The organism is Paenibacillus durus ATCC 35681 (assembly GCF_000993825.1).
GTDB lineage: Bacteria > Bacillota > Bacilli > Paenibacillales > Paenibacillaceae > Paenibacillus_AQ > Paenibacillus_AQ durus_B.
In genome coordinates this window covers 3091359-3108461 of record NZ_CP011114.1, presented here as the reverse complement: position 1 = coordinate 3108461, position 17103 = coordinate 3091359, and the positions used below count along the sequence as shown (strand labels likewise).

The 17103-nt window shown below is 46.2% G+C and carries 16 protein-coding genes and 1 pseudogene; 10 read left to right on the top strand and 7 right to left on the bottom strand.

Going from position 1 to position 17103, the window contains the following annotated elements:
- Positions 1-19: 19 nt before the first annotated feature.
- From VK70_RS14345 to VK70_RS14330, 3 genes are all read left to right on the top strand, one after another.
- Positions 20-1015 (top strand): HoxN/HupN/NixA family nickel/cobalt transporter, encoded by a 996-nt coding sequence (locus VK70_RS14345; RefSeq protein ID WP_025693721.1) that lies wholly within the window; start codon positions 20-22, stop codon positions 1013-1015.
- A gap of 491 nt (positions 1016-1506) precedes the next feature.
- Complete coding sequence (locus VK70_RS14335; protein WP_025693719.1) at positions 1507-2187, top strand: HAD family hydrolase; 681 nt, start codon at positions 1507-1509, stop codon at positions 2185-2187.
- Between the two features lie 131 nt (positions 2188-2318).
- The gene (locus VK70_RS14330) at positions 2319-3545 is read left to right on the top strand and encodes a mannitol-1-phosphate 5-dehydrogenase (protein ID WP_025693718.1); all 1227 of its coding nucleotides are present in this window, start codon (positions 2319-2321) and stop codon (positions 3543-3545) included.
- 309 nt (positions 3546-3854) lie between these two features.
- Here VK70_RS14330 and rplD read toward each other — a convergent pair whose 3' ends face one another.
- The 4 genes from rplD to VK70_RS14310 all read right to left on the bottom strand — a co-directional run bounded on the left by rplD (position 3855) and on the right by VK70_RS14310 (position 8095).
- A complete protein-coding gene (gene rplD / locus VK70_RS14325; RefSeq protein ID WP_025693717.1) occupies positions 3855-4481 on the bottom strand; it encodes a 50S ribosomal protein L4 in 627 nt (208 codons plus the stop codon).
- A 439-nt stretch (positions 4482-4920) separates the two neighbouring features.
- A complete protein-coding gene (locus VK70_RS14320) occupies positions 4921-5184 on the bottom strand; it encodes a CD3324 family protein (protein ID WP_025693716.1) in 264 nt (87 codons plus the stop codon).
- Between the two features lie 164 nt (positions 5185-5348).
- A complete protein-coding gene (locus tag VK70_RS14315) occupies positions 5349-6383 on the bottom strand; it encodes a Cfr family 23S rRNA (adenine(2503)-C(8))-methyltransferase (protein WP_025693715.1) in 1035 nt (344 codons plus the stop codon).
- A 1100-nt stretch (positions 6384-7483) separates the two neighbouring features.
- Positions 7484-8095: a class I SAM-dependent methyltransferase gene (locus VK70_RS14310; RefSeq protein ID WP_025693713.1), complete on the bottom strand. Its 612-nt coding sequence runs from the start codon at positions 8093-8095 to the stop codon at positions 7484-7486.
- A 752-nt stretch (positions 8096-8847) separates the two neighbouring features.
- Here VK70_RS14310 and VK70_RS14305 point away from each other — a divergent pair.
- Entirely contained in the window at positions 8848-9486 is a 639-nt protein-coding gene (locus VK70_RS14305) for a class I SAM-dependent methyltransferase (protein ID WP_025693712.1), read from the top strand.
- Positions 9487-9566: 80 nt separating this feature from the next.
- Here VK70_RS14305 and VK70_RS14300 read toward each other — a convergent pair whose 3' ends face one another.
- On the bottom strand, positions 9567-10910 hold the full coding sequence (locus tag VK70_RS14300) for an MATE family efflux transporter (RefSeq protein ID WP_025693711.1): 1344 nt from the start codon (positions 10908-10910) through the stop codon (positions 9567-9569).
- Between the two features lie 207 nt (positions 10911-11117).
- Between VK70_RS14300 and VK70_RS14295 the strand changes: the two genes are divergently transcribed.
- Complete coding sequence (locus tag VK70_RS14295; protein WP_025693710.1) at positions 11118-11555, top strand: carboxymuconolactone decarboxylase family protein; 438 nt, start codon at positions 11118-11120, stop codon at positions 11553-11555.
- Between the two features lie 74 nt (positions 11556-11629).
- Here VK70_RS14295 and VK70_RS14290 read toward each other — a convergent pair whose 3' ends face one another.
- Both VK70_RS14290 and VK70_RS28930 read right to left on the bottom strand, forming a co-directional pair.
- On the bottom strand, positions 11630-12241 hold the full coding sequence (locus VK70_RS14290) for a TetR/AcrR family transcriptional regulator (protein ID WP_025693708.1): 612 nt from the start codon (positions 12239-12241) through the stop codon (positions 11630-11632).
- 98 nt (positions 12242-12339) lie between these two features.
- Positions 12340-12570 (bottom strand): annotated as a pseudogene (locus VK70_RS28930) (hypothetical protein); the annotation flags it as partial.
- Positions 12571-12650: 80 nt separating this feature from the next.
- Here VK70_RS28930 and VK70_RS14285 point away from each other — a divergent pair.
- The 5 genes from VK70_RS14285 to VK70_RS14265 all read left to right on the top strand — a co-directional run bounded on the left by VK70_RS14285 (position 12651) and on the right by VK70_RS14265 (position 17101).
- Positions 12651-13190: a GNAT family N-acetyltransferase gene (locus VK70_RS14285; RefSeq protein ID WP_411431678.1), complete on the top strand. Its 540-nt coding sequence runs from the start codon at positions 12651-12653 to the stop codon at positions 13188-13190.
- Between the two features lie 89 nt (positions 13191-13279).
- On the top strand, positions 13280-14461 hold the full coding sequence (locus tag VK70_RS14280; RefSeq protein ID WP_025693706.1) for a pyridoxal phosphate-dependent aminotransferase: 1182 nt from the start codon (positions 13280-13282) through the stop codon (positions 14459-14461).
- Between the two features lie 23 nt (positions 14462-14484).
- Positions 14485-15354, top strand: a complete 870-nt coding sequence (locus VK70_RS14275; RefSeq protein WP_025693705.1) for a MetQ/NlpA family ABC transporter substrate-binding protein — start codon at positions 14485-14487, stop codon at positions 15352-15354.
- Between the two features lie 57 nt (positions 15355-15411).
- A complete protein-coding gene (locus tag VK70_RS14270; protein WP_025693704.1) occupies positions 15412-16446 on the top strand; it encodes a methionine ABC transporter ATP-binding protein in 1035 nt (344 codons plus the stop codon).
- Positions 16439-17101 carry a methionine ABC transporter permease gene (locus VK70_RS14265; RefSeq protein ID WP_025693703.1) on the top strand — a complete coding sequence of 221 codons (663 nt, stop codon included), beginning with the start codon at positions 16439-16441 and terminating at the stop codon, positions 17099-17101. The genes VK70_RS14270 and VK70_RS14265 overlap by 8 nt, the downstream gene beginning before the upstream one ends.
- The last annotated feature ends 2 nt before the right edge of the window (positions 17102-17103 follow it).

Sequence of the window (17103 nt, the reverse complement as noted above, 5' to 3'; positions counted from 1 at the left end):
CCAGGAGAAGGTGAAATGAATGAGGAGAATTTCCGCCAGTAACGGCTATGTCTACTTTCTTGTTGTATTGGCGCTGCATGTGTTGGGAGGAGCCGGATTTCTCACGGCTGCGGCCCGTCAGCCGGAGCTGTGGGGGCTTGGCCTTTTGGCTTATACGCTCGGTCTTCGCCACGCTTTTGATGCCGATCATATTTCGGCCATTGACAATACGATCCGGAAGCTGATCGAACGAAAAAGGAACCCCTTAGGGGTAGGCATGTATTTTTCCCTCGGGCACTCGACGGTTGTCTTTCTCATGGTGCTTGTGATCGCGCTCTCGATGAACAGACTTGTGCTCGACAATCAGGCGCTGCGTGAAGCCGGCGGGCTGATCGGCACGTTCGTATCCGGTTTCTTCCTGATCTTCATCGGACTGATTAATGTGTTCACGCTTGTGAAGCTATGGCGCGGAGCCCGGGGGGCGGCGAATGGAACAGACGGGGATTCTGGATTGAGCCATACGCATGGACCCAAGGGGATATTGACCCGATTGTTGACGCCTGCCTTTCGAATGATCAACAAAAGCTGGCATATGTATCCGCTCGGATTTCTGTTCGGGCTTGGCTTTGATACGGCGACGGAAGTGAGTCTGCTGGCGATAACGGCCAGTACCGCGAATAAATCGTTCTCCATTATCGGCATTCTGTCCCTGCCGCTGCTGTTTGCAGCCGGAATGAGCTTGATGGACACGATCGACGGCGCAATTATGACCAGGGCCTACCGCTGGGCATTCATTTCCTATAAGAAAAAAACAGCCTATAACCTGATCATTACCGGTGTCTCGGTTATATCCGCGTTTTTTATCGGCGCCGTTCAGCTTGTTCACTTAATTGAAGCAAAATGGCCGCAGCATCTCCAGTGGATCAACAGCCTCGATATCGCTCACCTTGGCTATGCTTTGACCGGATTTCTGATATTGAGCTGGATCGTCTCGATGATCATTTGGAAAGGGATGAGACGCAGACAGGCCGCTTGACGGAATGTGAACAGGAAAGCTTCGGATTGAGATCGCATTGCTCTCGTGAAAATGAGCGGCTCTGCGATTTTTTATTATCTAAAAACCTCACATGAGAGGCCAAAAGACATCTTTTATAAAAAAAATTTCTTCCATTTAAAATTAACTGAATTTCTCCTCTATTTGCTCCGGGAAATCGGCCCGGCCGGTCATTTGGTGGCGCAGCAGGCGCAAACCCTTGATCTTATGCGGAAAATCCATGCACGGGCCGCTTTAGAAACGTAAAATTTAATCGTTTTCATTCCGGGTTGTTTTTTACTAAAAAATGGGCTTGAAAGCGGCGCGAGTAAGCGGATTCATTTACTGGAATTTATAATGCCTAGCTTGACGCATATACGTATGTTTGTTACGGTTTTTACAAGCCAATGACCGCTGAACAGCATTTTTTGCGAAATATTTGCTTAACGATGCGAGGGATGTTGACTAAACTGACAAAGAGGAGATGGTTGATCTTGATCAAAGGACTGATTTTTGATTTTGACGGAACGATTATCGATACGGAGACGGCTTGGTACACCGCATTTCAGGAAGCCTATAAGGAACATGATGTCGATTTGACGCTTGAACAGTATTCAACTTGCATCGGAACAAGCCTGAACAGTTTTAATCCTTACGAATACCTGATGACGGATTTGAAGCTTGACATTGACAAAGATGAATTCAGAAAGGCTGTCCGGCAAAGGCACAGCGAGCTGATGGAACTTCAAGCGGTACGTCCGGGCATTCAGTATTATTTGGATTCGGCCAAAGCGGCCGGACTGAAAATTGGGCTTGCCACCAGCTCGGATAGAAATTGGATTGACAAATATATGGATCAGCTCGGCATCCGCGAATATTTCGACTGCATCTGTACTGCGGACGATGTCGAGAATGTAAAACCCGATCCGGAATTGTATCAGAAGGCACTATCCTGCCTCGGGTTGAAGCCTGAAGAGGCTGTGGCTATCGAGGATTCGCCGAACGGCTCCAAAGCTGCTGCTGCGGCCGGCCTTGATTGTGTCGTGATTCCGAACGAAATCACAAGTTATCTTAAATTTGAAGCTCCGCATCACAAAATAGAGAGTTTATCACACCTCGATTTCGACCATGTGTTTACCCGCCGCTGTTTCCAAGATATGAATCTCCAGGTTTAAGCCCGCTGACGTTCACTTCATTCCGACTGACCAATGTTCAGAGAGGAGCAGGTGGAACATCCTAAATTTCAGACTTTCATAGTTCCTGTTCCTCGCAGCAGTATATTAAATTGACTAAGGGGGACGCCATTGTGAAAGCCGTACATTTTGGAGCAGGCAATATTGGCAGAGGGTTTATCGGCCCCGTCTTGTCTCGCTCCGGTTATAACGTTTGTTTCGTCGGACGCAATAAGAGAAAGATTGCCGAACTGCAAAAGAGGGGACAATATCCGGTCACCCTGGCCAACGAGAACCGGGATAAATTTATTGTGGATAATGTAACAGCCATTAATTTGAATGATACCGAGAAGGTGGCGGAGGCGATCGCCGACGCTGAACTTGTAACGACCGCCGTCGGAGTCTCTGCGCTGAAGGATATTGCGGGAACGATAGCCCGCGGCATCGAGCTGCGGCTGAGCCAAAGCACACCCCAGCCCTTGCATATTATCGCCTGCGAGAATGGAATCGGGGGAAGCCAGCGGTTAAGAAAATCCGTATATCGGCATTTGCGGCCGGACGTGATCAAGCGCGCCGAACGCATTGTGGCGTTTCCGAATACGATGGTCGACCGCATTGTGCCCGTCCAAAAGCATGCCGATCCGCTGGCAGTCGTGGTTGAACCTTTCAGCGAGTGGATTGTCCCGCGAAGCGGGATGATCGGCGATTATAACGAGATCGAAGGGGTACGTTACGTCGATAAACTCGAACCGTATCTGGAACGGAAGCTGTTTACCGTTAACACAGGTCATTGCAGCGCCGCTTATTTCGGATATCTTGAGGGCTATACTTCACTTCAGGATGCGATGTCCGATCCTGGTATCCGTTCCCGGGTATACGGCGTTCTGCAAGAAACGGGGGCGATGCTGGTACACTTATACGGATTCGACCCGGCGCAGCACGAGAAGTACATTAAGAAAATGATGGACCGCTTCGCAAACCGTAATTTCAATGATAAGGTCTCGCGAGTGGCCCGATCTCCGCTCCGCAAGCTTTCCCCGAATGAACGGCTTGTACGGCCTGCGATGAAGGCGCATGAGCTTGGATTCGAAACTTCTCATCTGGTCTCGGCTATTGCCTCCGCGCTGCTCTATGAGAATAATGATGATCCGGAGGCGGTAAGTCTTCAAATGGCTATTCGGAGTTCGGGTATTGAAAAGGTCGTGTCCGATGAATTGGGCATTCCGGCCGAACATCCGCTGCACAGCCGCATTGTAGAGGAGTATTTCAACACCTGTGTAAAATACCAGCACAAGGCCGGCTTGAACTTTAAGGCGATTGCTGATTCCTTAAACCCTTCGGCGGTATCCGACAACCCGTAATTGCGGCTTGCTGCAAGGTTTGGGGATATCGCAAGACAAAAGAGACCGCATATTTGTGGTCTCTTTTGTCTGAGCGCGTATTGCAGTGCTTGCCTGTGTACTCTTAAGCCTCTCTAGAAGGACTTTAGTGAAATTGCTAATTTTGTGAAATCATCTTTATCCGTTATTTTTAAACAACTGTCTAATGAATCGCCGATTTTTGCTTATTTCAGCGCCTCCACAATGCGGGCACAATTTTCGGGGCCTTGTTTTCTAAAGATATGACAATAGTAGATTTATTAAGCAATATACTTTTACTAGCCGGTCAATTTATTGGGAGTGTATTTCTGTAATTATTGTGACAGCTTCTTTAGCAATTATTAATTTATCACAATTCAAAATATTGTATACATTAAGTGAGTCAGCTACAGCGGTTTCTACACCAGGTATATTATTAGCACTTTTAAAAACATAGTTATCTATCGAAGGTGTAACAATTAGTGTCTTTTTTTCTGCGCCAAGAGCATTAAGCATGGCCACTATAGACTTTGTTCTGTAAATTTCTAATTTAATTTCATCAACAACGATAAATTCTTTACTCCTAACTTTGCTTGATAATGCAGATTGTATAGCGAGCCGCTTAACTTTTTTATTAAGCTTGTAGCTATAGTCACGGGGCTTAGGAGCAAAGACAACTCCACCGCCACGCCAATGTGGCATTCGGATCGAACCTGCTCTAGATTTATCGATTTTATTCTGCTTATAGGGTTTTCTACCGCCACCTCTAACCTCCCCACGCGTTAATGCAGATTGTGTTCCGCTACGTTTATTTGCAAGATAATTCACAACTGCATCATGCATAACTGATTCATTGGAGACAATACCAAAAATGGACTCATTCAGTTCCATTTCACCAACACGGTTACCTTCCATATTATAAATAGTTACATTCAACATTACTCTTCCTCCATATTTAAAAAGCTACACGATAATATAAAAATATGATAGATTTCAAGACGTATTACATATATTAATTAAGTTAAAGTAAGATCTAGTTGTATTAGAGATTTTGTTAATTAAACCGCATAATATCTACAGTAATATCCATAATTAAAACCTCCGTTTACCTTTACTTTTAGAAGAAATTCATACTCATAAGGGTAACAGATGGGAATCACTTAAACTATACACCAAATGGTTCTGTAGCATTTTGTATACTCGCTTTTGGAAGTAACAGGGCTTATCACTAACATGCTTTAAGATTTGGGAGACAACTTTTACTGCAAATGAAAAAACCCTCAAATTAATCTCTAGGGTTCTTCCATTGAGATATTTGAAGGTGTTCGCTTTAATTAAAGCTGCTAAGGTAGTCCAATATAAATATGAAGCTTCTGTTTCATTTGCTGTATATTATTTTTCTTATAGCATAAACAGAAAGACAGTAATATTCCGCCAGTTCTTGTATTGAAGAACCAGATGAATAGGCATTTATTATTTCATTATTTCTCCTATCAATCTCTTTTCGAAAACCGGAGACTTCTCCCCAACTTTTATGATGATCTTTTATTGCGGGAATATAGATGTATTCACCTTGTATGAAATCTTGTAACTTTTCCACCAACTCTTTTGGAAGAATTTCATTCGCGTTAATATATCTCATGTAGCTCACCCCTTGAATAAAAGTATTGTCTCAAGTAGCAAAGCCAGCATGAATGGTGATCATGTTATTCCATGCAAATATCACCAAATGTCTGTCTTTGCATGGAATTGAACATGTGTTACTGTAAAATTCTTATTCGCCATGGTGTGTTCTCTCCTTTATTTTCAGTTATTGTGCCCGTAAAGTTGACCGCATGCTGCATCAATGTCCGTTCCAAATTGAGTCCTCACAGTGACTTTGATTCCCTTTGACTTTAAAATATGAGCAAACCTTTGAACTTGTTCTTTGTCAGATTGATGAAAACTATCAGGTGTTGCGTCGGTTGAGTTGTAAGGTATCAGATTGACGTGATATAAATGTTCCCAAGGACCTCGGTTTTTTAATAAAGCAGCGATAGCTTCTGCGTGCTCATTTGAATCGTTTTCTCCCCGAAGTAATATATACGCAATGTAAACTTTTCTACCTGTATCACTAATATGCTGATCTAACTTATTTAACACGTCATTAAGCGGAAAACGATTATTAATCGGCATAAGCTCACTCCGTTGTTCATCAAAAGGGGAGTGAAGTGAAAAGGTAAGGTTAACTTGTGGAAATTCTTTTGTTAACCGATCTATCCCCGGTATAATCCCAATGGTGGAAACTGTAATTCTGCGATGCCCTAAGCCAAAGGTTCGTGAATCTGTTAGAATTTTGAGCGTATCGAAAATATAAGGATTGGCTAAAGCCTCCCCCATCCCCATAAATGAAACACTATCTAAAGCCTGTCCGTTAAAATGAAAGTACAACAGTTGATCGGTAATTTCATCTGCTGTTAGGTTCCGTTTTAGTCCAATTGTTCCTGTAGCACAGAAACGACAACCGTATCCACATCCGCATTGGCTTGAAATGCAGTATGACTTCCAGCCGCGTTCGTAGCTTAGTTGAACTGCTTCTACATGTTCGTTACCTTCAATAGCAAAAAGCACTTTATTAACTTGATTAGATGTTTTTTGCATAACTGGAGTTAAGTTCAAAACATTTTCGCCAAAGTTTTGTATTAGCTCGTTTCTTATAGCTTTAGGAATTATAGTCATTTGGTCATATTCACCAATTCTTTGCTTGAAGATCGCGTCCGCGATTTGTTGGAAACGATATGCAGGTTGTTTTAAATCCGACAATAAGTGTTGAATTCTTTCGTATTTCGAAGTTGATTTCATGTTTGTTCTCCTCTTGAGCCGGAGAAAATGCCAAAAGCACCTTTTAGGGTCCTCTAGCATATGCATTAACCAACTTAGATTTAATTCACGAGCTTGCAGCTAGAGTCGCTACGTGCATCTATCGATAGATGGATAATGCCCCGGCATCCGTTTAAATTGATCGTGAACCGTACCAACGGACAATGAACGATTCACATAAACATTCACAATTTCAAACATTTATTTCAACCTCCTAAAATAAAGTTACATTCCAGATAAAGCTGTTCAGGCGAATTCCTCCATCAAAACAAATAAGGGCTACAAGAAAGTTACCTTTCTTGTAGCCCAAACAGATACAAACCTTCCAATAAAACATTATGATAAATGGAGTGGTAATGTATACACGTATTGAGTGGGAAGAATAAGTAACTTTCTTGCTTAAAGAAATAAAACAGCAGTTGTTTTATTTTCTCTAAAATACGCAAGAAATATTACATACTTTCCCCAACACCTTTCATTTATGTTACAGCTATTTTAGCATACCTACATTTTTTTTCAACATACCAGTAGGAAGAGGTTGCACCTATTTTTTCTAATATTTACTTGCATCCTCATCTGTATTCTTCCGAATAACCCGGCACGGATTTCCAGCAGCAATTACATCGGACGGTATATCACGGAGGAAGCCCATGTAAGGACTTTCCATTGAGGTAACAAGAAGGAAACATCATTTTCGGTTTACCTTGGAAAAGGTAGACCAGGCGATTAAACGCCTTATACGAGCCAGCAAGGGCAACAATTTTAATAGCGTGATCAAAAGAGTCGGGCGTCTCAAAGGGCAATAACGTGACGGCATTGATGAAATGGAAGCAACCATTGAGCGTGTTCGGACAGAGATACAGAGACTTAAAGAGCAACGGGACGCACTTGAGCAGGGAAATTTGCTACTTTACCAAAAACTCACTCAGACTGATTTTTGACGTGTTTCCCAAAGGGAATAGAGACGCAGCTGCACACTTAGACTAGAAAAAATAGTCTTAAGTTGCCGCTGTAATATTTTAACTATCGTATCCGTTAGCTTAATCTATCTTTACATTCGATACGATGCGTTGCGTTGCTAGTTAATGTTCTAATATAGGTTTGTTCCATGACATTAGATATCGGTAATAGAAGCGGCGTCGGATATTTGCCCCAGGCAGTACCTCATGTGCCGCTTGGCGAATCTCGCTTAAAGACTCTTTAGGATCTGCAATCCGAACACCTACGTCTTGCATTCCGCCATGAAGTCGATCCATGAAACGGATTGGGAGAACAAGAAGTCCAGAGATGATAAAATCTATGAACGATTTGTCGGCTGCTAATCCAACTATAAGGAGTCTCCCACCTGGTGCGAGAACTTGGCGCATTTTTGACAGTGCAGTTCTCAAATCCATATGATGCAAAGTTGCTACGCAAATGACCGTAGAATATAGTTCCTTCTGAGAAGGGGCTGGCATTGCAAGGAAGTCGCCGTTTATGAGCGACACATTTGAGATCGAAGCTAGACGAGTCTGCGCGCGCGCAATAGTTTGCGTATCAGGGTCAATTCCGACAACCTGTTGAGCGAAAGGAGCTAGGCGTTGGAGCAATAAACCGTCACCACAGCCGATGTCAAGGACCCGTCCACCTCGTTCCTTTGCATCTGCTACTAACTCTTCGTGAAATGCAGTATTGTGATTCCAATATTTCTCCATTGCTTTACTCCTTTCCGTATTCTTCGGTTATCGCTTATCTCTTCTGATAAATGACGATTCCATCATATACAAAGTTGCATTATAATGCCAGATAGACGAGCAGACTGCCGATGCCGGCAGCCTACTCGTCATGTTGCTATTGTTCTTCGTTTAACAAAAAACTTATCAATGATCTTTAGCCCACGAGATGATAACTTTCGGATCAGGCCGTATCTCCAAAGATGGACCTCTAGGTGCAGGTTCCCGCTTCCAGTGGATTACACCTAAGTTGCCCCCAGCTCTCAACAGACGGAAAGCTAAGTCCAATAATTCGTTTGGATTTTCACAATGAAGATTGCTCTCCCGCTAATCATGGCACTTCCAGGGACTAAGAAAGTACCGTAACCGCAACCAATATCAATCCATATCCGAGCATCTTGCGGTAAATCCATTAAGCGGAGTGTCTCCGAAGGGTCAAAAAATGTATCCCATAATGCTTCGGAAGGCATTCCGGATTCACGAAATTTCAACGATATCACCCTGTTTCGGTTATTCAAATTGACTAAAATATTAGCGAATGTTAAAACAAGAGGGGAAGACAGTATCACAGCTCATCGAAGAGATCGGGGCCTCCCCAGATATCATTAGCCTTCTCCGCATGTTCGATATAGCTTTACAACCCGTAAAGTCCTTAGTTTCATATTGTGAGACGGTAGAAACATTAACTTGTTCATCCGCAGACAAAATAGAGAGTAAGAAAGGTAGCAAATCGAATGAACAATCAATGGAACAGGTTGGTTTATAAGGCTTGGTCGCCCGTCTACGATATTTTTTTCAACTCGCCGCCATTCCGATCTGCACGAAAGAGAATTTTCCAAAAGGCAAAAATTAAGAAAGGAAGCAGGGTTCTGCTTGTGGGTGTTGGTACTGGTGCTGACCTTTCGTACCTTTTGGGCCTAAATATAAAGATTTCAGCTGTCGACCTTTCTAAGGAAATGCTTGCCCAGGCTCGAAAAAAGGATCCTTCGAATGAAGTTGACTTTCTTGAGATGGACGCACAACGACTTTCATTTCCAGAAGGTCATTTCGATGCCGTTATTGCAAACTTAATTTTATCGGTTGTTCCTGATGCCGGTAAATGCTTCAGCGAAATGGTTCGCGTAACAAAGCACGGAGGGCAAATCATTATAATGGATAAATTTGCATCCCGTAGTGGGAAACTGCCGAAACCAATGGTTTTTCTCCGACCTATTATTGCGGTTATGGGTACAGACATTGGACGGAGTTTTGAACAAATTTCCTCCCCGTACCAGAATCACTTTACTATCCAAATCGATGAAGGAGTTATGCTTGGCGGTATGTACAGAGGTATTTTACTGCAGAAAGGGAAGGCTTTTCATGAAGGAACATGAACAATTTTTGAAAAGCAGCACTCCCGGATACGAAGAAATGGTTTCGTCTAATGTAGTTCAGAATTAATGAAGCGCGGGAGTCAGGCAAGTTTCTTGTTGAAACGATACATTAAGAACAAAGCCCTCACAACCAAGTCTATTGCAATAGACAGCCATACTCCCGCGATTCCAAGCCCCATCGAAATCCCCAGAACATAAACGCCTATAACCCGAATGAGCCACATGCCTATAGTTGTGCTATATAGTGGACTTTTGGTGTCTCCCGCGCCCTGCAATGCTCCTGCTAACACTAATCCGATCGCCAGGAAGGGCTGGGCGAATGCATCAATACGCAGGGCTGTAATGACCATACCGCGAACCTCCATCTCGTCTGTAAACCATGCTGCGGCGGCAGGGGATAGGAAGAATAACAGAACACCCACGAAGGACATGAACAGGACAGCGATCACGGCGGCTATTTTTCCAAATTGGTAGGCGTCATCTTGACGTTTCGCCCCTAAGCTCTGCCCTACAAGCGTAGCTGCCGCTACCGCTAAGCCATACCCGGGCATATAAGAGAACACCTCGATATTGCCTGCTATGGTGTGAGCGGCATAGGTCTCGGTGCTGATCCGGACAATTAAGCCGAAGTACAGCACCTGGCCGAAACGCATGATAAGCCGTTCAATAGCAGCAGGTGTGGACAATTTCAATAAAGGTAAAGCAAATTCACGATTAAAAATGAACCCCTGGGTAATCGGGAAAGATAACCTCGTCTTCCGAATGTGAAGATACAGAAGAACCGTACCCGCAATCCGCACCATCGTAGTCGCCCACGCCGCACCTGTAATGCCAAGACCGTCGAATCCGGGAATCCCGAAAATGAGTACATAATCCAGAGGAATATGAAAGACGTTAATCCACAGTCCGATCTTCATAGGGGTCTTGGTATTGCCCGCCGCCCTTAATATGCTGCCAAATACCGTCATTAACGAAATCAGAATTGAGGGTACCGCAACAATACGGAAATACTTTACCCCTTCAGCTACTACATTCGGCTCCGCTCCCATGACACGCAATAAGGATTCAGCAAAGAAGAACGTAACTATTCCAAAAAATAATCCCGCCGCCAAGCCTGCCCATGTTGACTGTTTGGCAATGGCTTTAGCTTTGTCAAAATCCCCTGCTCCCACACTTTTTGCGATCATGGAAGAGGTGCCTACACCAAGCGCCATAAACACAGCTATGTAAACCGCTAAGATCGCATTGGTCACACCGACGGCTGCAACCTCTGTCAATCCAAGCTTAGATACAAACAATGTATCGACAAATCCAACGACCGTTTGAAAAAAATTCTCAATCATAGCCGGGATAGCTAATGCCAGTATGATTTTGGCTTTCTGCCCTCGGGTTTCATGCGCGGTCTCCAGCAAGTTCGATGACACGGTATTTCCTCCGTTATTAGTTGATGGGGATGGATATTAGCTTTATTTTATCCCCCCGGGGGGGATATGTAAACGAGAGAGTGTGAAAAATGGAATTTATATTCCGTTTTATTGACGCTTTTCGATAAGGGAGTTATAATGTATTCAAGAAACGGATTATTAATTCCGTTTTAAATCAGCAACCAAATTTGAATGGAGGGTTTAATCATGGAACAACGGATGAATTATTACAAAATAGCTCCTGAAGCGTTTAAGATTATGATGGAAATGGAGAAATATATTGCGGCTATTGAACTCGACCCGAGGCTTCGTGAGCTTATCAAGATCCGCGTCTCTCAAATTAACGGCTGTGCTTTCTGCCTAAATATGCACAGTGCCGATGCACGGAAGATAGGAGAGACGGAGCAGCGCATATTCTGCGTCAGCGCGTGGGGAGAATGCGCCTTCTACTCCGATGCCGAGAAGGCTGCCCTGGAGCTCGCCGAGCATGTTACTCTGGTCCAGGCGAAGCGTGTTCCGGAAGAGCTGTATCATCGTGTGCGCGAGCACTACAGTGAGAGAGAATATGTGGATCTCATTATGCTGATCAACCAGATGAATAGCTGGAACCGCATTTCGATTTCGATGGGTGTAGTTGCGAAGTGATAATGAGGGATATAAATGATTGACTAAAAAGGCTCACTTTCGAGAAAGGAGCCTTTTGTTGTGTTTTCAAGCGTTTACCTACGGGTTAGACCTAGAAGAATCATGTCCGTAACACACTTTGGGATCTCATCTGCCGGAATCCGTTCGTTCAATTTGAGAATAAGGTCCGGGTTGATCATGTTGATAATAAGCAGTTCCATTAATACCGGATCTCCTTCTCTAAACAGGCCCTCGTCTTGGCCCTGTATAATAACCTTCCACACGCCCCCTTCAAGTCCCGACATTAAAGAGGTTTTCATATCATCGCCCAATTCTCCGGCAGTTGCCAAGTGAAGCCCTAAGCTGTGGATTTTCCCATACTGCCGGTGGGAAGCGGAGAAAATTTCGAACAGCAGCCGCATTTTACGGTCGGCCGGAACCGCCATCTGTACTACTTCAAGCTGTTTCTCTTTCACTTTCAGGAACACATCGGTCACAACAGCCGCGGCAAGCCTCGTTTTGCTTGAAAAACGTCTTTGTACAGTCCCTACGCCAACGCCTGCTTCGGAGGCAATCTCCTCCATTGTAGCCTCGATTCCTTTATCGGCAAACAACTTATGGGCGGCAGACAGCACTCGCTGTGTATTTTTATTTGCATCTTTGCGGTTGCTCGGCGCCGAAAAGTCGGCGCTTGTCAAGTTATCCATGCTCGTTCTCCTTCATATTCAGAGGTATTAATGAATCGGAATGAATATTCCACTTTATTATACACCTTTGAACGGGAGAAGCCAGCGGATTCAAGTGTTCACCCAATATAAAAACCCACGGAGAAAAATTCATTCTCTCCATGGGTTTCTTCATTGTATTCACCCTTCTCCAATTTCTTAATAAGTGTGGAAAAATCGACACCAAAGTTGCCTGTTATGACGTGGTCTGTTACTTCATGCCAATTGAAAGTATCGTATAATATAGCTTTGTTGAAGGCACTTGAATTAAAACGTGGCTTACGTTTCTTATGGAGGTTCTCATTAAACAGACGAGATATCCCAGCAGCTTATGGAAGAGATAAATATATAGGAGAAGCCGGAGGGCGAATAATGCGAAGGTGATGTGTTAATGATGGGGGAACTTGCTCCGGAACGAGATTTTTACATTCGGTTGTTGGACTCTGACGAAACGCCGCCTTATGAACTGCTGCTGCTCGCCGACCCGTCCCGTGAGATGGTCGACCGCTATCTGAAGCAGGGAACCTGTTACATTGCCGTGCTGCCCGAAGAGGCATTGCCGCAGAAGCCGGTTGGCGTCTTCGTGCTGCTGCTGAGGGATGCGGAGACCGTTGAGATTATGAATATCGCCGTAAGGGAAGACGCTCAGGACAAGGGGATTGGGACAAGATTGCTGCAAGCTGCAATTGAAATAGCGAAAGCGCCTGGAGCCCGGAACATCGAGATTGGCACGGGGAACTCCAGTCTTCAACAACTGGCGCTTTATCAAAAATGCGGATTTCGGATCATTGGCGTTGACCGCGATTTTTTTATCCGAAACTATACGGAAGCCATCTATGAGAACGGCATACAGTGCCGGGATATGATCCGGTTAAGGTATGAAGTTGGGGAAAAAGCATTGACAAGACACAGCGGGGATTCTATACTTTAAGTCGTTAATCCGACAAAAATGGTATGTTTAAATAAAAAGTGTAAATTTGTACCATTGGACGGGATGTTTAGAGAAAAGGAGCCAAGGTGATGCCGGAATTAAGCAATAGGCTGGACGGATTTACCGAATCGATTATTCGCAAAATGACCCGTGTAGCCAGAGAGTATGATGCCATTAATTTATCCCAGGGCTTCCCGGATTTCGATCCGCCCCGCGAACTGACGGAGGAGCTGCGGAAAGTCGCGGACGACGGCCCCCATCAGTATGAGATTACGTGGGGTTCCGAGTTGTTCCGGGAGAAGCTTGCGCTCAAGCAGACAAAGCTGATGGGTATTCCTGTAGATCCGGCAACGAATATTGTCGTGACCTGCGGCAGCACCGAAGCGATGATGGCGGCAATGATGACGGTGTGCAACCCGGGCGACAAGGTTATCGTGTTCTCTCCGTTCTATGAAAATTATACGGCGGATGCGATTTTGACCGGTGTAACCCCCATTTATGTGCCGCTCGCCCCGCCGGAATTCCAGTTTGACTCTGCAAAATTGCGGAACGCTTTTGAACAGGGAGTTAAGGCGATTGTCTTGTGTAATCCGTCCAACCCGACAGGAAAAGTGTTCACGCGTGAGGAACTGGAGGAGATTGCCCGGCTCGCGGTAGAATTTGACACGTTCGTGATTACGGATGAAGTCTACGAGCATATTGTGTACGAGCCGCATGTGCATACGTACATGGCCTCTCTGCCCGGCATGTTTGAGCGTACGCTGTCCTGCAGCTCGCTGTCCAAGACGTATTCGATCACCGGCTGGAGACTGGGGTACATTATCGGTCCGGCTCATGTTATTGAGGTCTGCCGCAAGGTGCATGATTTCCTCACTGTCGGAGCAGCTGCTCCCTTGCAGAAAGCGGCGGTGAAGGGGCTCGAAATGGACGACGCATATTATGAAGAGCTTACTAAAGTTTATGAGCGGAAGCGGACGCTGTTCCTGGACGGGCTGGACCGGATCGGTCTCAAGTATTACAAGCCCCAAGGGGCGTATTATGTACTGGTGGATATCAGCGAGTTCGGCGAGCCGGATGATTACAAGTTCTGCGAGTGGCTGGCAAAAGAGATTGGAGTGGCCGCTGTTCCGGGTTCAAGCTTTTTCCGGGAGGACGTGCGCCAGTATATCCGGTTTCATTTTGCCAAGAAGGAAGAGACGCTGGTCGAGGCGCTCAAACGGCTGGAAAAGCTTGAGGCTTACCGGGGCACGGAAATAACGAATTTAAAATAAATGAGAACGAGAGGAACAGACAAATGAACAAGATAAAAAAAGGGTTGGTCATTACACTGGTTGTTTCCCTGATGGGACTTCTGCTCGCCGCTTGCGGCGGCAATGAGAAAGCTGCGGATGGGGGCGCATCGGCGGAGACGAAGAAGGACATCAAGATTGGCGTGTCTCCCGGCCCTTATGGCGATATGATCACCAAAGCGATTGCTCCTTATATGGAAAAGCAGGGCTACAAGATTGAAGTCGTTCAATTTTCGGACTATGTGCAGCCGGACCAAGCGCTGGGCAGCGGAGAAATCGACGCCAATCTGATGCAGCACACGGTATATCTGACGAAATTCGCTGCGGACAACAAGCTGGACATCGGCAAGGTGATCTCGGTTCCGACAGCGGGCATGGGCGTATACTCCAACTCGGTAAAAAATATGGCGGACCTTCCGCACGGTGCCAAGGTAGCGATTGCCGTCGACGCTTCCAATCTGGCGCGCTCGCTGCGCTTCCTAAAGGCGCTCGGTTTGATTGACCTGAAAGCCGACGTGGACCCGACCAAAGCCACTGTGCATGACGTATCGGAAAATCCGCATAACCTGGAGTTTGTAACGATGGATGCAGCCCAAATCTCGCGCAGCCTGGACAGCGTGGCTATCGGTCTGATTCCCGGAAACTTTGCCATTGCGGCAAAGCTTGACCTCGCAAGCGCGCTCGCTGTCGAGAAGCTGACGGAGGATTACAAGAACGTCGTTGCGGTGCGGACTCCGGATATTGACGGCCAGCTGGGCAAGGATCTGAAAGCGGCGGTCGAGTCGGAAGAGTTCCATCAAGCGATTGAAGATGCGGACGGAATTTTCAAAGCTTTTGACAAACCGGAATGGTATACAACTAAATACAGCAAGTAATCAATCAGCTGGACAGCATGGCATGAACGGTGTTGATTGCAGGAAAGGGTGCTCGTAGTGATTGTTCTAGATAAAGTGAACGTGATCTTTAAGCAAAAGGGCCGGAGAATGCACGCGGTCAAAGAAGCGTCCATAACCGTAGGCAAAGGCGAAATCTTCGGGATTGTCGGGCCGAGCGGAGCCGGGAAGAGCACTTTGGTTAGGGTAATCAATCTCCTGCAGCCGCCCGCTTCCGGCCAAGTCATTGTAGGCGGTCAGGATATTACCCGGTTCAAAGGCGCCGCGCTGCGCAATGTTAGATTGAAAATAGGCATGATCTTTCAACACTTCAACTTGATCAGCGGAGCGACGGTGTACGACAACATTGCGTTCGCGCTCAAAGCGAACAATTATCCCAAGGAGAAGATTCGCGCCCGGGTGCTTGAACTGCTTGAGCAGGTCAATCTGTCGGACAAGGCCCAGGTGTATCCGGCCAATTTGAGCGGCGGGCAGAAGCAGCGGGTGGCGATTGCCCGTGCGCTCGCGAACGATCCGGAAATTCTGCTGTGCGACGAGGCGACCTCGGCGCTCGACCTGGAGAATACGGAAGAGATCATCCGGATTTTACGGCGCATCAACCGGGACAATCCGATTACGATTGTGTTTATTACGCATGAGATGGACGTGGCCCGGAAGCTATTTGACCGCATTGCGGTGATGGCGGAAGGTGAAATCGTAGAGGTCGGCGATACGTACCAAATCTTCACGGAACCTCAGCATCCTATGACCCAGTCTTTGGTTTCCCGGGTGCTGAATATTGAAGTGCCGGAGCATTTGGAACTAAAGGGTCAAGAGGAAATGCTGAAGATCACCTACACCGGCGAGCGGGCTTATGAACCGCTTATCAGTAAGGTGTCGAAGGAATTTGACGTGCTGGTCGATATTCTCCACGGCAAGATCGAATATATTCAAGGCAAACCGCTAGGTATTCTGCTTATCAAGCTGAGCGGGGACGCAGCGGAAATTGCCAGGGCCCGGGATTATATCTCCGGACAGGTGTTTAAAATTGAACGGATTTCCGCCGCAAAAGAAGGGGGAGAGCTGAATGGATAGCACCTGGGATATTTTGCAATTAGAGCTGCCCTCCGCGATTTGGGAAACGCTGATTATGATTGGCATTTCCTTAGCCGCTTCACTTGTGTTCGGATTGCTAATCGGTCTCATTCTGTATTTGTCTGCCAGCCCTCTGTTCTTTCCCAAACGGACGCTTAATGCGGTGATGGGCGTGCTGGTGAATGTAATCCGCTCCGTCCCTTTCGTCATTTTGCTCGTTCTTCTCATTCCATTGACCAAGTTGATCGTCAACACGACCATCGGGCCGGTGGCCGCTTCGGTTCCGCTCGCTTTTGCTTCCGTCGCGTTCTTCGCCCGGCTGGTGGAAGGGGCGTTCAGTGAAGTGGATAAAGGCGTGCTCGAAGCGGCTATTGCCACCGGAGCGGGCTTAGGTCTGATTTTGCGGAAGGTGCTGTTTGTGGAGGCGATGCCCGGCCTGATCCGGGCAACGACCGTGACGGTCATCAGTCTGATCGGTTATTCCGCGATGGCTGGCCTCGTCGGCGGCGGCGGGATCGGCGATTTGGCGATCCAGTATGGATATTACCGCTATGAGACGGGCGTGATGATCGCAACAGTCCTTCTGCTGATTGTCATTGTCCAGGGAGCGCAATTCGTCGGCGATTGGTGCGCCCGGGTATTTACCAGAAAGTAGAG

Coding starts and splice junctions, on each gene's coding strand:
- VK70_RS14345 (WP_025693721.1), top strand. CDS start 20: ATGAGGAGAATTTCCGCCAGTAACGGCTATGTCTACTTTCTTGTTGTA.
- rplD (WP_025693717.1), bottom strand. CDS start 4,481: ATGTTGAATGTAACTATTTATAATATGGAAGGTAACCGTGTTGGTGAA.
- VK70_RS14320 (WP_025693716.1), bottom strand. CDS start 5,184: ATGAGATATATTAACGCGAATGAAATTCTTCCAAAAGAGTTGGTGGAA.
- VK70_RS14315 (WP_025693715.1), bottom strand. CDS start 6,383: ATGAAATCAACTTCGAAATACGAAAGAATTCAACACTTATTGTCGGAT.
- VK70_RS14310 (WP_025693713.1), bottom strand. CDS start 8,095: ATGGAGAAATATTGGAATCACAATACTGCATTTCACGAAGAGTTAGTA.
- VK70_RS14305 (WP_025693712.1), top strand. CDS start 8,848: ATGAACAATCAATGGAACAGGTTGGTTTATAAGGCTTGGTCGCCCGTC.
- VK70_RS14295 (WP_025693710.1), top strand. CDS start 11,118: ATGGAACAACGGATGAATTATTACAAAATAGCTCCTGAAGCGTTTAAG.
- VK70_RS14290 (WP_025693708.1), bottom strand. CDS start 12,241: ATGGATAACTTGACAAGCGCCGACTTTTCGGCGCCGAGCAACCGCAAA.
- VK70_RS14285 (WP_411431678.1), top strand. CDS start 12,651: ATGATGGGGGAACTTGCTCCGGAACGAGATTTTTACATTCGGTTGTTG.
- VK70_RS14280 (WP_025693706.1), top strand. CDS start 13,280: ATGCCGGAATTAAGCAATAGGCTGGACGGATTTACCGAATCGATTATT.
- VK70_RS14275 (WP_025693705.1), top strand. CDS start 14,485: ATGAACAAGATAAAAAAAGGGTTGGTCATTACACTGGTTGTTTCCCTG.
- VK70_RS14265 (WP_025693703.1), top strand. CDS start 16,439: ATGGATAGCACCTGGGATATTTTGCAATTAGAGCTGCCCTCCGCGATT.